The organism is Kribbella sp. NPDC003505, from assembly GCF_040610875.1.
In the GTDB taxonomy this organism is placed as follows: domain Bacteria; phylum Actinomycetota; class Actinomycetes; order Propionibacteriales; family Kribbellaceae; genus Kribbella.
Genome location: NZ_JBEXNA010000009.1, coordinates 312,406 through 326,426 on the forward strand (window position 1 = coordinate 312,406; position 14,021 = coordinate 326,426).

A 14,021-nucleotide genomic window follows, 5' to 3' on the forward strand; every position below is an offset into this window, starting at 1 on the left:
CCGTTCGCTAGCTTTGAGCGATGAGCCGGATCTTCACCGTCAGTTTCGCGTCCGTGTACCCGCTGTACGTGGCGAAGGTCGAGAAGAAGGGACGAACGAAGGCAGAGCTGGACCAGGTCATCGAGTGGCTGACAGGGTTCGGGTCCGCCGCGTTGGAGCGTCACCTGGAAGCAGGGACGACCTTCGAGGATTTCTTCGCCGGTGCGCAGCTCAATCCGCGCGCGTCGTCGATCACCGGGGTGGTGTGTGGCGTGCGCGTCGAAGGCATCGAGGATCCGCTGATGCAGAAGATCCGCTACCTGGACAAACTGGTCGACGAACTCGCCAAGGGCAAGCCGATGCACAAGATCTTGCGAGCGTAGCGGCGCGTACGCAGGACGGTGACCGGAATCAGCCCCGCGGAGGGGAGATGCGTTCGATGTGGGGCCTCAGGGTGCCGTCGTACGGGTTCGGGGGCAGGCCTGTCAGGAGGTCCGGCAGGTGGAACGTCTGGAAGAGAGACAGGTCGAAGAACGCGACCGCGTGCACGATCGCCGTGGCTGTCAGGGTGAGGACCTGGATCTGGAAGGCCCGGTGGATGTTGTCCTTCGGGTCTCGCATGTACACGGCGAAGGCAGGGTGGCCGTTGGCTTGCAGCGGGACGAGGTACTGATCGCCGGGGCGTTCGGCGGGACAGTGGGTGCTGATCAGGCGGCCGATGTCGCGGGCGCCGCGGAACCAGGATGTGAACGGCGGCATCTCCCAGATCGCGTCGTCGGTGAAGAGCGTGACGATCGCGGGGACGTCGTACTGCTCGAAGGCGGCGCGGTAGCGCGCCAGCAGGACGGTGTCGGGGACGAGCGCCGGAGCCGGAGTGAGCGGCGCGGGCCGAACGTCGCCTGACGGAGCCCTGCCTTCGAGCTGGAGGACGGTCGCGGCGCGCTTGGCCGGTGCCAGCCGTTGGAGCGCGGCGATCAGCCCGAGGTCGATCGGGTGATCGTCCATCAGGTGCGTGGGAATCGGCTCCAGCCAGAGGATCTCCGAGCTCTCCGACAGCACGCCCTCGGGGTCGGCGCTCGGCCCGGCGAGATCCGACGGCAGCGGGCGCCGGCCGGAGCGCTGCAGACACGCGCGGGTGGCTTCCTCGTAGCTGTTCGCGACCGCCGCGATCTCGACGGCTTCGGTGACGGAGCCGAGCATCCGGTAACAGTGCGAGGTCAGGCCGCGCTGCGTCGCGTCAGCGTGCGGCGTACCTCCGGAGCCGGCCATTCGTCACCTCGTCGGCCAGTCTCGCTGCTCCGGTCGCCGGCTGTCGAGGTACTGGGCCAAGGCCAGCGCCCGCAGGTCCTGGTGATGCGGTACGGCGAGCTGCGCGCCGATCGGCAGCCCGGACGCGGACCAGCCGGCGTTGACCGTGGTCGCCGGGTGCTGCGACATGTTGTACGGGACCGTGAACGCGATGTGCTCGAACGGCTTGCCCGGGTCGTCCGTCGGGTACGCCAGCTCCGCGCGGAACGCGGTGATCGGGGCGACCGGCGACAGGATCACGTCGTACGTCGTGAACACCCGGCTGACCGCGGCCGCCATCGCGCCCATCTGGCTGTATCCGTGGAAGACGTCGGCCGCGGTGAGGTCGGACGCCGACGCGACCCAGGAGCGGATCTGCGGCAGAACCTTCGCGCGCCGCTCCTCGGGCAGGGCCGCGATATCGGTGGCGGAGCGGATCCGCCAGAAACGGTCGAGGCCGTCGAGCATCTCGCGGGTGATGACCGGCCGGATCGGTTCGACGATCGCGCCGCCGCTCTCGAGCACGGCGGCCACGGTCGACACCGCGGCCGTGACCTCGGGGTCGACCGGCAACCCGACGCCCGCGTCGAGGAGCAGGGCGACCCGCAGCCCTTCGACCCTGACGGCGAACTCGTCGGACGCCGGCGGGATCGACGTGTGGTCGCGCGGGTCGTACCCGGACATCACCCGCAGCGCGAGCGCAGCGTCCGGCGCCGTGCGGGTCAGCGGCCCGATCGCGCGTCCGGCGTATGGGCTGCCGACCGCGATCCGTCCGTGCGTCGGCTTCAGTCCGACCAGCCCGCACCACCCGGCCGGCAGCCGGATCGATCCGCCGATGTCGGTGCCGACGTGGATCGCCCCGTAGCCGGCCGCCGCCGCGGCGGCCGCGCCCGCACTCGATCCGCCGGCCGTCTTCGACAGGTCCCACGGGTTGCGCGTCAGCCGGTGGAAGGTCGAGACACCGGACGAGAGCATCCCGTACTCCGGCATCGTGGTCTTGCTGAAGATCACCGCCCCGGCCGCGCGCAGCCGGGCCGCGGCCGGGTCGTCCGCGGCCGCCGGGACCAGCGCGGTCGCGGCGGTCCCTTGCGGTACGGGGGTTCCGCGGGTCGCGATGTTCTCCTTGACGGTCACGGGTACGCCGTCCAGCGCGCCCGCCGTACCGGCCCGCCAACGCCGCTCGGACTCCTGCGCGGCCGCCCGCGCGCCCTCCGGATCCGGCGCGTAGAGCGCACACAGCTGCGGTTCCCACGCCGCGACGCGGGTCAGCACGTCCTCGACGACCTCGACCGGGGACACCGAGCCGTCGCGGTACCTCGCCAGCAGTTCGGTGGCGCTCAGGTCAGCGAGATTCATGCGGCACTCCTCAGTTCGGGGGGTCGAAGCGGCCGTCGACCGCGGTCCAGCCGCCGTCGACCGCGAGCACGCTCCCGGTCACGAAGCTCGCCGCGTCGGAGGCGAGGTAGACGACCGCACCGGCGAGTTCCTGGGGCTGTGCCCAGCGGCCGAGCGCTCCTTTGCGTGCGTAGGCGTCGTACCAGCGCTGGTCGGCCTTGATTTGCGCGGTCAGCGGGGTCTCGACGACACCTGGCGCGATCGCGTTCGCGCGGACGCCGGACGGGCCGAGCTCGGCGGCCGCGGTCCGCAACAGCTGGACGAGGCCGGCCTTCGTGGCCGCGTACACCGACTGCCCCGGTTCGACCGTGGTCCCGCGGATGGAACTGAAGCCGATGATGCTGCCGCTCCCCCGCTCCGCCATCCCCTTGCCGAACGCGCGCACGAGCTGGAACGACGCCCGCAGGTTCAGCGACACGACGCGGTCGAACTCCTCGCCGGTGTAGTCGAGGATCCGCTTCCGCACGTTCGTCGCCGCGGTGAAGACGAGCACATCCACCGGATCCAGCTCGGCAGCGGCCCGCTCGATCGCCGCGTCGTCCAGCACATCCAGCTCGTACGGCGTCAACTCGGCGCCGGCCGTCTCGCGCGCGGCGGCGAGGTCGCGGTCCGCGCAGGTCACTCGCGCACCCTGCGCCGCCAGCGCCAGCGCGCTCTCGCGGCCGATCCCGCTCCCCGCGCCGACCACCACCGCATGCTTGCCGTCGAGCCGAAACAACCTCGCGTAGTCCATCAGCGCGTCCCCTCGTGCTGTTGTGCCGACCTTGGGCCCGCACCAATCGTTTCCGGCGGCGCGATGTGATCGGTGGGTGCACAAAGTGTGGTCATGGGCGCGGGCGGATGATGGCCATCCGGGTCGTGGTGAGTTCCTCGATGGCGAAGCGCGGGCCTTCGCGGCCGGTGCCGGAGTGCTTGACGCCGCCGTACGGCATCACATCGGAGCGGAACCCGGGGACCTCGTTGATCACCACTCCCCCGACGTCCAGCCGATCGATCGCGGCGAAGGCGGTCTCGAGCGAGGACGTGAAGACGCTCGCGTGCAACCCGTACCGGGTCTCGTTGACCGCGCGCAGAGCAGTGTCGACGTCCGGCACCGACCGTACGGCGATCACCGGCCCGAAGATCTCCTCGTCCCACGCCGGCAACCCGTCCGGTACGTCGGTCAGCACGATCGGACCGAGGACGTCGCCGGGGGCCTCGTAGGCGATCGACGCGCCGGCGTGGACCGCGTCGCCGACCCACGCCCGAACGCGATCCGTCGACGCCGGGTTGATGAGCGCCGACACCCGCGTCTCCGGATCGCGCGGGTCACCGACCACGACGCCCGGCATCCGGGCGCCGAGCTTGTCCAGCAACGCCGTACGCACGGATTCGACGGCGATCACGCGCTGGACCGAGATGCAGGCCTGTCCGGACGCGTAGTACCCGCCGCGCACGATCGCGTCGGCGGCCGCGTCCAGGTCGGCGTCGGCGGCGACGACCAGCGCGGAGTTGGAGCCGAGCTCCAGCAGGACCTTGGTCGGCGCGGCGTCCCGCGCGATCCGATGGCCGACGGCGGCCGACCCGGTGAACGAGACGGCGCCGATCCGATCGTCGGTCGTCAACGTCGCGCCGACGTCTGCTCCGCCGGTGATCACCTGGAGCGCGCTCTCCGGCGCACCCGCGTCGGCGAGCGCCGAGCGCATCAGGTGGGCGAGCCAGAGCGTGGCGAGCGGCGTCTGCGGCGCCGGTTTCACGATGATCGGGCACCCGGCCGCGAACGCGGGCGCGATCTTGTGCGCCGCGAGCAGCAACGGATAGTTGAAGCCGGTGATCCCGATGACCACGCCGATCGGCTTGCGCACCCAGAAGCCCTGCAAGCCTTCGCCGCTCGGCAGCAGGTCGAGCGGCACGGTCTCGCCGTGCAGCCGGGCGACCTCCTCGGCCGACGTCTCCAGGGTGAGCAGCGTCCGGTCGATCTCCACCCGGCAGTCGACCAGCGGCTTACCGGTCTCCAGCACCAGCAGATCCACGAACTCGTCGCGGGCGGCGAGCACGGCGGAATGCACGCTCTGCAAGACGTTCCGGCGTACGTACGACGGCAGCCGGCCGACCGTCTCGCGGACGGCGAACGCGTTGTCGAGGGCTGCGCGCGCCAGCGGGACGTCCCCGAGCGGCGCCTCCGCCACGGTCGTCCCGTCGTACGGGAAGACGACCGGAGCCGTGGCCGGTGCCTCGACCCAGGACTCACCGATCGGCAGGCCGGCTGGAAACTTCATGCGGGATCTCCCTTCGCGAGCAGGTCGGACGTGGTCGCGCCGGACAGCGCGCGGTGCAGAGTCGGAATGGCCGAGACCAGGCGCTGCGTGTAGGGATGCTGCGGGGCGGCGTACACGTCGCCGGTGGAGCCGGTCTCGACGATCTCGCCGGCGTTCATCACGGCCAGGCGGTCGCAGACGTGTTTGACCACGGACAGGTCGTGCGAGACGAACACCAGCGTGAGGTTGAGCTCGTCGACCAGGTCGGAGATCAGGTTGAGCACCTGGGCGCGGACGGAGACATCGAGGGCGCTCACCGGTTCGTCCGCGACCAGGATCCGCGGTCGCGGGGCGAGGGCGCGGGCGATCGAGATGCGCTGCCGCTGACCGCCGGAGAACTGGTGCGGGTACCGATCGCCGGCGTCCGCGGACAGGCCGACGGCCTCGAGCAACTCGCGGACGCGGGCTCCGGACGCCGGATGGCCTTGGACGACGAGCGGCTCGGCGATGATGTCGCGGACCCGCATCCGGGGGTCGAGGGAGCTCATCGGGTCCTGGAAGACGAGCTGGAGGTTCTCGCGCAGCGGCCGCAGCCGGCGCTCCGGAAGCCTGGTGATGTCGGTGCCCTCGACGATCACCTGGCCGGAGGTCGCGCGGTCGAGGGCGGCGATCAGGCGCAGCAGCGTCGACTTGCCGCAGCCGGACTCCCCGACGATGCCGAATCGCTCGCCCTGCTTGACCTCCAGGCTCACGCCGCGCAGCGCGTGCACGACGGGCGCGGACTTGAGCAGCGAGGTCCGGGGGCGCGGGTAGTCCCGCACCAGATCGACGACCCGGATCGCGGCGGGGAGCTGCTCAGCCGGGATCTGCTCAGCCGGGATCTGCTCAGCCGGGATCTGCTCAGCCGGGATCTGCTCAGCCGGGACGTGCTCAGGCATCGGCGTCTCCGGCTGGGTGGTGGCAGGCGAAGCCGCGCGTTTCCGACCCGGTCCACGCCGGCAGCTCCTCGCACAGGGCAGTGGCGTGGGTGCAGCGGGTACGGAACACGCAGCCAGATGGAAATCGGCCGGCCGGCGGCACGTTGCCCGGGATGGTGGTGAGACGACGGGACGTGGTCTCGAGGTCGGACGCCGCGAGCAAACCCTCGGTGTAGCGGTGGCGCGGGCGCGTGAACACCTCGCCGACAGGGCCTGCCTCGACGACGCGTCCGCCGTACATGACCAGGACGCGTTCGCACACCGTGGCGACGACGGCGAGGTCGTGGGTGATGAAGAGCAACGCCGACGACCGGTCCATGACGCCGCGGACGATCAGGTCGAGGACGAGCGCCTGCACCGTGACATCCAGCGCGGTGGTCGGCTCGTCGCAGATCAGGAGCGCCGGGTCGTTGGCCAGGGCGAGTGCCAGGACGACTCGTTGCCGTTGGCCACCGGACAGCTGGTGCGGATACGCACGGAGCGTCTCGGCGGGCAGCTGCACGCGGTCGAGCAGGTCGGCCGCCGCGGCCCGGGCCGCTGGCTTCGCGAGCGTCTTGTGGATCAGCATCGCCTCGGTGAGCTGGTCGCCGATCCGCATGGTCGGGTTCAGCGCGGTCATCGGCTCCTGGAAGACCATCGCGACGTCGCGGCCGCGGATCCGGGACATCCGCCGTTCGTCCGCACCCACCAGCTCGTGGTCCACACCGTCGAGGCGAACCGAACCGTAGGCCCGCACGTCCTCGGGCAGCAGACCGAGGATGCTCAGCGCGGTCAGCGACTTGCCCGATCCGGACTCCCCGATCAGCCCGACCCGCTCCCCCGCGCCGACGGTCAGGTCGACGTCGGACACCAGCGCCGTGTCCCGCACGGACACGCTCAACCCGCGCACACTCAGTACGTCACTCATCGCCGGTCCTCCAGCTTCGGGTCGAACCGGTCGCGCAGGCCGTCGCCCAGCAGGTTGAAGCCGAGGACGGCGATCGCGATCGCGAGACCGGGGAAGATCGCCAGGCGCGGCGCGCTGAACAGGAACTCCTGGCTCTCCTGCAGCATCCGGCCCCAGGACGGGGTCGGCGGCGGCGTCCCGTACCCGAGGAACGACAGCGCGGCCTCGGCCAGCACCGCGATCGCGAACGACACCGACGCCTGCACCGTGATCAGGCTGGTCACGTTCGGCAGCACGTGCCGGACCGCGATCGGGAACGGCTGCCGGCCGGCCGCGCGCGCGGCCAGCACGTACTCGGTCCGCATCACCTGCAGCGCCCCGCTCCGGATCACTCGCGCGAAGCTCGGCACCGACGCGATACCGATCGCGATCATCGCGGTCAGTGTGCTGGCCCCGAACACGGCGCCGAACATGATCGCCAGCAGCAGCGCCGGGAACGCGAGCAGCAGGTCGTTGGCGCGCATGATCGCCTCGCCCGGCCAGCGCCGGACCATCGCGGCCAGGATCCCCAGCGGTACGCCGATGACCGCGGCCACGCCGACCGCGACGACGCCGACGAACAACGTGGTCCGCGAGCCGACCATGATCTGGCTGAACACGTCCCGGCCGAACTTGTCGGTGCCGAACCAGTGCGACCACGACGGCTTCAGCAACCGGGCCGACGGGGTGACGAGCGTCGCGTCGTACGGCGTCCAGACGAACGACACCAGCGCCATCGCGACGATCACCGCGACGATCACGCCGCCGGCGATCAGGCTCGGGTTCAGTCGTCTCATCTACGCCGTCCTCAGTCTCGGGTCGAGGGCGACGTACAGGACGTCGACGAGAAAGTTGACCAGGAGGACGGCGAGGACCAGAACCATCACGACGTCCTGCACCAGGAGCAGGTCGCGGTTCGACACGCCGTCGAGCAGGAGGCTGCCCAGTCCTGGGATGACGAAGACCCGCTCGACGACGACGGCACCGATCAGGAGCGTCGCCAACTGGAGACCGAGGACGGTGACGACCGGCACGGCCGCGTTGCGTAGGCCGTGTTTCCAGAGGGCCTGGAAGGGGCGCAGTCCTTTGGCGCGGGCGGTGCGGAGGTAGTCCTCGCGGAGTACGTCGAGGACCGCGCTGCGGACGTAACGGGTGAGGACGGCGCCTTGAACGAGACCCAGTGCGAGCGCGGGGAGGATCAGTTGCTTGACGAACATCGCCGGGTCCTGCGCCGGCGGCGTCCAGCCGTTCGCCGGGAGCCAGCCGAGCTTCACCGCGAACACGACGATCAGCAGGATGCCCGCGAGGAACGCGGGCACCGCGACGCCGACCTGGGACACCGCCGACAGCGCCAGCCCGGACACCTTGCGGTGCCGGGCCGCCATCAGGGTCCCGGCCGGCACGGCGATGGCGAGCGCTATGACCATGCCGGCGACGACCAGCCACAGCGTGACTTGCAGCCGGTCGAAGACCTGCGGGCCGATCGCCGCCTTCGACACGTACGACGTGCCGAGGTCACCGTGCAGCAGTCCGCCCAGCCAGTCGAAGTACTGCGTCGGCAGCGGGCGGTCGAGGCCGAACTGCCGGCGCAGTTCGGCCACCGCCTCGTCGGAGGCGTTCACGCCGAGCGCGACCCGGGCGGGATCGCCGGGCAGCACCGCCATGAAGGCGAAGACCAGCACCGAGCTCACCGCGAGACTGACCAAGAACACGCCGGTGCGCTCGATCAGGCGGAGAATCATCGGGCGAGCTTGGAGAGATCGAAGTTCTCGGTGATCGCGTTGGTCGGCAGGCCCTTGATGTCCTTGTCCGCGACCATCAGGTTCGGCAGCAGGAACAGCCAGTCGCCCGCGGCCTGCTCGGACAGGCGGCGCGCCGCCTTCTTCAGATTGTCGACCTGGGCGGCCTCGTCGCCGGAGTCCGCCGCGGCCAGGTAGCCCTGCAGCGTCGGGTCGTCGTACCTCGTGTAGTACTTCGGGTTTCCGAAGACCGCTCCGAGGTCCCGCGGCTCGACATGCGCGATGATCGACATGTCGTAGTCGGCGTTCTTGAACACCGTCGTCAGCCACGCCGCCGGGAACTCCAGTTGGTCGATCCGCACCTTCAGGCCGGCCTGCTCCAGCTGGCTCTTCACCACCTGGCCGCAGGACGTTGCGTACGGCAAGGTCGGGAGCCGGAGCCGGAGCGTCTTGCCGGCCGCGCCAGAGGCCTGCAGCAACGACTTCGCCTTGGCCAGGTCGTACGGCGCGACGCCGGTGAGGTCCTCGTACCACGGGTCGGTCGGCGGGACCATGCTGCCGATCAGCTTGCCGCGGCCGGCCCAGCAGGTGTCCAGCAACGCCTTGTGGTCGATCGCCATCCGGATCGCCTGACGGGTCCGGATGTCCTTGAACAGCGGCAGCGAGTTGTTGAAGGACAGCAGGACCTCGCCGTTCGTCGTGCCCTCGATCACCTGGTACTTGTCGTTGCTGGTGAACTGGCTGAGCGCCTCCGGTGCCTGCACCGTGCCGATCACGTTGATCGTGCCGGTGAGGAGCGCGTTGTTCAACGCGGTCGCGTCCTTGAAGTACTTCAGCGTGATCTGCCGGAAGAACGGCTTCGAGCCCCAGTACTTGTCGTTGCGGACCAGGACGATCGAATCGCCGCGGTTCCACTTCGAGAAGGTGTACGGGCCGGAGCCGACCGGGGCCGTCGCCAGGGCGCTGACGCCGCTCTCGGAGAACATCGCGCCGATCCGCGTGGTCATCCGGAACAGCCAGTCGTTGCTCGGCTTCGCCAGCGTCACCTGGAGCTGGGTCGGCGACAGCGCCTTGGCCTGCGAGACCACGTCCATCGCGGCCTTCAACGACGTGGTCCAGGCGGTCTTCACCCGGTTGATGCTGAACACCGCGTCGTTGGCCGTGAACTGCTTGTCGTTGGTGAAGTTCGCGTTGTCGACCAGGTCGAACGTGTACGTCTTGCGGTCCGGCGACACCGTCCACGACTTCGCCAGCGAAGGCACGATCTTGCCGGAGTCGTCCTGCTTGACCAGGGTCTCGTAGACGTTCCCGAGCAGCGCCTGCGGGATCGCGGCGCCGTCGGTGGTGGTGAAGTCGAGGCTGGCCGGCTCGGCGACCAGGCCGATCGACAGGTTCTGGTCACCGCCCGGCGAGCTGCCGGACGACGTACCCGACCCGGCCGAGCAGGCGCTCACCGCGAGCAGCGCGGCGGAGGCGAGGACTGCGACCGCTCGAGTGTAAATCGACGACTTCACGTCTACTCCTCCGGTGCGCCGACTGGTCTGACCAGTGGACTAGGTCTCAATGGGCCACTAGGTTTGTCCTCTGCTCAGGTGCCTGTCAAGCGACTGGGGGTGTGCCGGATGACAAAGAGTCCGCGGTTCCAGCCCGTGCAACCGGTGCGCGCCTATCAGCGGATCGTCGAGCAGATCGAGGACGCGCTGGCCCGCGGTGACCTGACCCCCGGTCAGCGGCTGCCGAGCGAGCGGGAGCTGGTCGCGCAGTTCGCGGTCAGCCGGTCGACGGTCCGCGAGGCGCTGCGGGTGCTGGAGAGCAACGGCGTGGTCCGCTCCCGGCCCGGCGATCCGAACGGCCCGGAGATCCTGCCGTTCTCCTCGTCCGCGCTGCGCAAGCAGGTGGCCCGGCTGGCCCGGGTCGACGAGCTGAGCCTGAGCGAGCTGCTCGGCTTCCGGATGATCATGGACGGTGCCGCGATCCAGGTCGCCTCCCGGCTGCGGACCCCGGAGCAGCTGGACGAGCTCGAGGCGACCCTGGTCGCGATGCGGGACGCGATCGACGTCGACTTCGACGCGTTCAGCGAGGCCGACCTCGCCTTCCACGAGCTGATCGCGCGGATCAGCCGGAACTCGCTGATCCAGACCTGCAACGACGTCGTCCGCGGCGTCGTCCTCGGACTGATCTCCGACAAGATCGCCCACGCGCCGAACAGCCGCGCGCTGATGCTCGAGTCGCTGCACCACCACGCCGAGGTGGTGGACGCGATCCGGGCCGGCAACGGCCACGCCGCCGCCCGGCTGGCCCGGCAGAACATGTTCGACTACTACGCCGGGTATGTGCCCGACTCCGAACAGGAAACGTTGCGGGCGCTCATAGAAGATTGACGGATTCCCGTGTCATTCTGTCGGGAGTCGGTTCACTGCTGTGGGGGGCACGAGCGTGAGCAAACCCGCGATTCTCACCGTCGACGACGATCCGATGGTCTCGGCCGCCATCTCCCGGGACCTGCGCCGCCGCTACGGCGACGACTATCTGGTCGTCCGCGCGACCTCGGGCGACCAGGCGCTCGCCGCGCTGACCAAGCTGGCGCTGCGCAACCAGCCGATCGCGCTGATCGCGACCGACCAGCGGATGCCCGGGATGACCGGGATCGAGCTGCTCGAACGCGCCCGCGAGTACGCGCCGAGCGCGAAGTACCTGCTGCTCACCGCCTACGCGGACACCGATGTGGCGATCCGCGCGATCAACGAGATCGGCCTCGACTACTACCTGCTGAAACCCTGGGATCCGCCCGAGGACCAGTTGTTCCCGGTCGTCGACGACCTGCTCGGCGACTGGCAGCACGCCAACCCCGAGCACACCTCCGACGTCCGCGTGGTCGGCAACCGTTGGTCGGACCGGGCTCACGACATCAAGACGTTCCTCGCCCGCAACCACGTCCCGTACCGCTGGTACGACGTCGAGCGCGACGCCGAAGGGCAGCGGCTGCGGGAGTTGGCCGACGCCGCCGACCACGAACTCCCGCTGGTCCTGATCCCCGAGGGCGACACCCTGCGCTGCCCGACCACTCTTGACCTCGCCTCGGCCCTCGGCCTGCGGACCCGCGCCGAGCAACCGCTGTACGACGTGTGCATCGTCGGCGGCGGCCCGGCCGGACTCGCGGCCGGCGTCTACGCGGCGTCCGAAGGCCTCAGCACGGTGATCGTCGAGCGCGAGGCGCCCGGCGGGCAGGCCGGGCTGAGCGCCGCGATCGAGAACTACCTCGGCTTCCCGCGCGGACTCACCGGCTCGGACCTCGCCCAGCGGGCCGTCGCCCAGGCGTCCCGCTTCGGCGCCGAGATGGTGCTCGCCCGGTCCGTCGTCGGCCTGGAGTCCCGCGGCCCGGTGCACGCCGTCCTGCTCGAGGGGTCCGGTGAGATCGAGGCCCGCGCGCTGATCGTCGCGACCGGCGTCTCGTACCGCAGCCTCGACGTGGACGGCCTCGGCGACCTCACCGGCCGCGGCGTGTACTACGGCGCGACCGCGAGCGAGGCCAACCAGGTCCAGGACGACGAGGTGTACATCGTCGGCGCGGCCAACTCGGCCGGACAGGCGGCGCTGAACCTGGCCCGGTACGCGAAACGCGTCGTGCTCCTGGTCCGCGGCGAGACGCTCGAGACCTCGATGTCGCGGTACCTCGTCGACAAGATCAGCCAGGCCCCGACCATCGAGGTCCGGTGCCGAACCGAGGTCGTCGGTTGCCGCGGCGACGGCCACCTCGAGGCGCTGACGCTCGCCGATCGCCGGTCCGGCCGCGTCGAGGAGGTCGCCGCGAGCTGGCTGTTCATCTTCGCCGGCGCGATCCCGCGGACCGACTGGCTCGGCGACTCCGTGGTCCGCGACGCCAAAGGGTTCGTGGTGACCGGTCCGGACCTGATCGCGCTGAACCGGTGGGCGCTGCCGAGGCCGCCGTACGCGCTCGAGACGAGCGTGCCCGGTGTGTTCGCGGCCGGCGACGTCCGGCTCGACTCGATGAAACGCGTGGCGTCCGCGGTCGGCGAAGGCGCCATGTCGATCTACCTCGTCCACCGCTTCCTTGCGACCGTCTGATGGACGCGGCCGACCTGCGCGACATCCCGCTCTTCGCGGGGCTGACCGACGCGCAACTCGAGGAGCTGATCGAGGGCAGCACCGAGGTGCCGATCGACCGCGGCGCCGACCTGTTCCACGAGGGCGAACCCGCCGACTACTGGTGGGTGCTCGTCGACGGGGCGATCACGCTGCACCGCAAGATCGGCCGCGAGGACACCGTGATGGGCAAGATGGACGTCCCGGGCCGCTGGGCCGGCGGGTTCCGGGCCTGGGACGAGCACGGTCTCTACCTCGCCAGCGGCCGCGGTCTGGCCGAAGGACGCGTCCTGCGGGTGCCCGCCGAGCTGCTGCGCGAGCGGATCGACGCCTGGTTCCCGCTCGCCGGGCACCTGATCAAAGGCGTGTACGGGACCGCCCGGGCGATCGAGTCGACCGCGCGGCAGCGGGAGTCGCTGATCACGCTCGGCACGCTGGCCGCCGGACTGGCGCACGAGATCAACAATCCCGCCGCGGCCGCGGCACGCTCGGTCAGCGCACTCGACACGGCATGCGTCACGCTGCTGTCGGCGCTGCGCGGTCTGGCGGAAGGCGAGGCCACCGCCGCTCAGTTCAGTGCGCTCGACGAACTGCGGCTCGAGCTCGGCACGGCGACGGCGGCGGCGCCGGATCCGGTGGATCTCGCCGACCACGAGAACACGATCGCGGACTGGCTCGACGACCGCGGCGTCGACCGATCCTGGTTCATCGCGCCGCCGCTCGCCGCGGCCGGCGCGAGCGTGGACTGGTGCGAGCGCGCGGCCGGCGTCCTCGGCGACGCCCTCGGGCCCGGTCTCGAATGGGTCGCCAGCACGCTGGCGGCCACGACGCTCCTCGGCGAGGTCAAGGAATCGACGCGGCGGATCAGCGAGCTGGTCGCCGCGGTCCGCTCGTACTCGCAGATGGACCGCGGCTCGATCCAGACGATCGACGTGACCGAAGGCATCGAGAGCACGCTGGTGATGCTCGGCCACAAGCTCCGCGACGGCGTCGAGCTGATCCGCGCGTACGGCGCCGACGTACCCCGGATCGACGCGTACGCCGGTGAGCTGAACCAGGTGTGGACCAACCTGATCGACAACGCCGTCGACGCGATGGAGGGCGCCGGCACGTTGCGGATCACGACCAGGACGGACGGCGACCGGGTCGTGGTGGAGTTCACCGACACCGGGCCCGGGATGCCGCCGGAGGTCGCGGCCCGCGCGTTCGAGCCGTTCTACACGACCAAGGACGTCGGCAAGGGCACCGGTCTGGGCCTCGATATCGCCCAGCGGATCGTCGCCGAACACCACGGCGGCACGATCGGCATCACCTCACGACCAGGCGAGACGACACTGCAGGTCAGACTGCCCAGACAACCGGCCGGCTGACCTGCCCG

Annotated in this window: 13 protein-coding genes; 4 read left to right on the plus strand and 9 right to left on the minus strand. The window is 70.4% G+C overall.

Annotated features, from left to right (window positions below):
• Positions 1 to 20: 20 nt before the first annotated feature.
• Positions 21 to 362, plus strand: coding sequence for a DUF2200 domain-containing protein (locus ABZX12_RS29595; protein ID WP_355698421.1), 342 nt, complete (start codon positions 21 to 23; stop codon positions 360 to 362).
• A 28-nt stretch (positions 363 to 390) separates the two neighbouring features.
• Here the strand turns inward: ABZX12_RS29595 and ABZX12_RS29600 are convergent, their stop codons facing one another.
• The 9 genes from ABZX12_RS29600 to ABZX12_RS29640 form a co-directional block, all read right to left on the minus strand.
• Positions 391 to 1,248 carry a hypothetical protein gene (locus ABZX12_RS29600; RefSeq protein WP_355698423.1) on the minus strand — a complete coding sequence of 286 codons (858 nt, stop codon included), beginning with the start codon at positions 1,246 to 1,248 and terminating at the stop codon, positions 391 to 393.
• Between the two features lie 3 nt (positions 1,249 to 1,251).
• Positions 1,252 to 2,622: an amidase gene (locus ABZX12_RS29605; protein ID WP_355698425.1), complete on the minus strand. Its 1,371-nt coding sequence runs from the start codon at positions 2,620 to 2,622 to the stop codon at positions 1,252 to 1,254.
• Between the two features lie 10 nt (positions 2,623 to 2,632).
• On the minus strand, positions 2,633 to 3,394 hold the full coding sequence (locus ABZX12_RS29610; protein ID WP_355698427.1) for an SDR family oxidoreductase: 762 nt from the start codon (positions 3,392 to 3,394) through the stop codon (positions 2,633 to 2,635).
• 91 nt (positions 3,395 to 3,485) lie between these two features.
• Positions 3,486 to 4,919 carry an aldehyde dehydrogenase family protein gene (locus ABZX12_RS29615; protein WP_355698429.1) on the minus strand — a complete coding sequence of 478 codons (1,434 nt, stop codon included), beginning with the start codon at positions 4,917 to 4,919 and terminating at the stop codon, positions 3,486 to 3,488.
• Positions 4,916 to 5,836, minus strand: a complete 921-nt coding sequence (locus ABZX12_RS29620; RefSeq protein ID WP_355698431.1) for an ATP-binding cassette domain-containing protein — start codon at positions 5,834 to 5,836, stop codon at positions 4,916 to 4,918. The genes ABZX12_RS29615 and ABZX12_RS29620 overlap by 4 nt, the downstream gene beginning before the upstream one ends.
• Positions 5,829 to 6,782 carry an ABC transporter ATP-binding protein gene (locus ABZX12_RS29625; protein WP_355698433.1) on the minus strand — a complete coding sequence of 318 codons (954 nt, stop codon included), beginning with the start codon at positions 6,780 to 6,782 and terminating at the stop codon, positions 5,829 to 5,831. Before ABZX12_RS29625 ends, ABZX12_RS29620 begins: the two co-directional genes overlap by 8 nt.
• Positions 6,779 to 7,597, minus strand: coding sequence for an ABC transporter permease (locus ABZX12_RS29630; RefSeq protein ID WP_355698435.1), 819 nt, complete (start codon positions 7,595 to 7,597; stop codon positions 6,779 to 6,781). The genes ABZX12_RS29625 and ABZX12_RS29630 overlap by 4 nt, the downstream gene beginning before the upstream one ends.
• Positions 7,598 to 8,542 carry an ABC transporter permease gene (locus ABZX12_RS29635; protein WP_355698437.1) on the minus strand — a complete coding sequence of 315 codons (945 nt, stop codon included), beginning with the start codon at positions 8,540 to 8,542 and terminating at the stop codon, positions 7,598 to 7,600.
• Positions 8,539 to 10,053: an ABC transporter substrate-binding protein gene (locus tag ABZX12_RS29640; RefSeq protein ID WP_355698439.1), complete on the minus strand. Its 1,515-nt coding sequence runs from the start codon at positions 10,051 to 10,053 to the stop codon at positions 8,539 to 8,541. Before ABZX12_RS29640 ends, ABZX12_RS29635 begins: the two co-directional genes overlap by 4 nt.
• 108 nt (positions 10,054 to 10,161) lie before the next feature.
• On the opposite strand from ABZX12_RS29640, the gene ABZX12_RS29645 reads away from it, so the two are divergent.
• Genes ABZX12_RS29645 through ABZX12_RS29655 form a run of 3 tightly spaced genes read left to right on the plus strand, consistent with a single transcriptional unit; the run spans position 10,162 to position 14,013 of the window.
• A complete protein-coding gene (locus ABZX12_RS29645; RefSeq protein WP_355698441.1) occupies positions 10,162 to 10,920 on the plus strand; it encodes a FadR/GntR family transcriptional regulator in 759 nt (252 codons plus the stop codon).
• A gap of 55 nt (positions 10,921 to 10,975) precedes the next feature.
• Positions 10,976 to 12,625 carry an FAD-dependent oxidoreductase gene (locus tag ABZX12_RS29650; RefSeq protein ID WP_355698443.1) on the plus strand — a complete coding sequence of 550 codons (1,650 nt, stop codon included), beginning with the start codon at positions 10,976 to 10,978 and terminating at the stop codon, positions 12,623 to 12,625.
• Positions 12,625 to 14,013, plus strand: a complete 1,389-nt coding sequence (locus tag ABZX12_RS29655; RefSeq protein WP_355698444.1) for an ATP-binding protein — start codon at positions 12,625 to 12,627, stop codon at positions 14,011 to 14,013. Before ABZX12_RS29650 ends, ABZX12_RS29655 begins: the two co-directional genes overlap by 1 nt.
• Positions 14,014 to 14,021 lie beyond the last annotated feature (8 nt).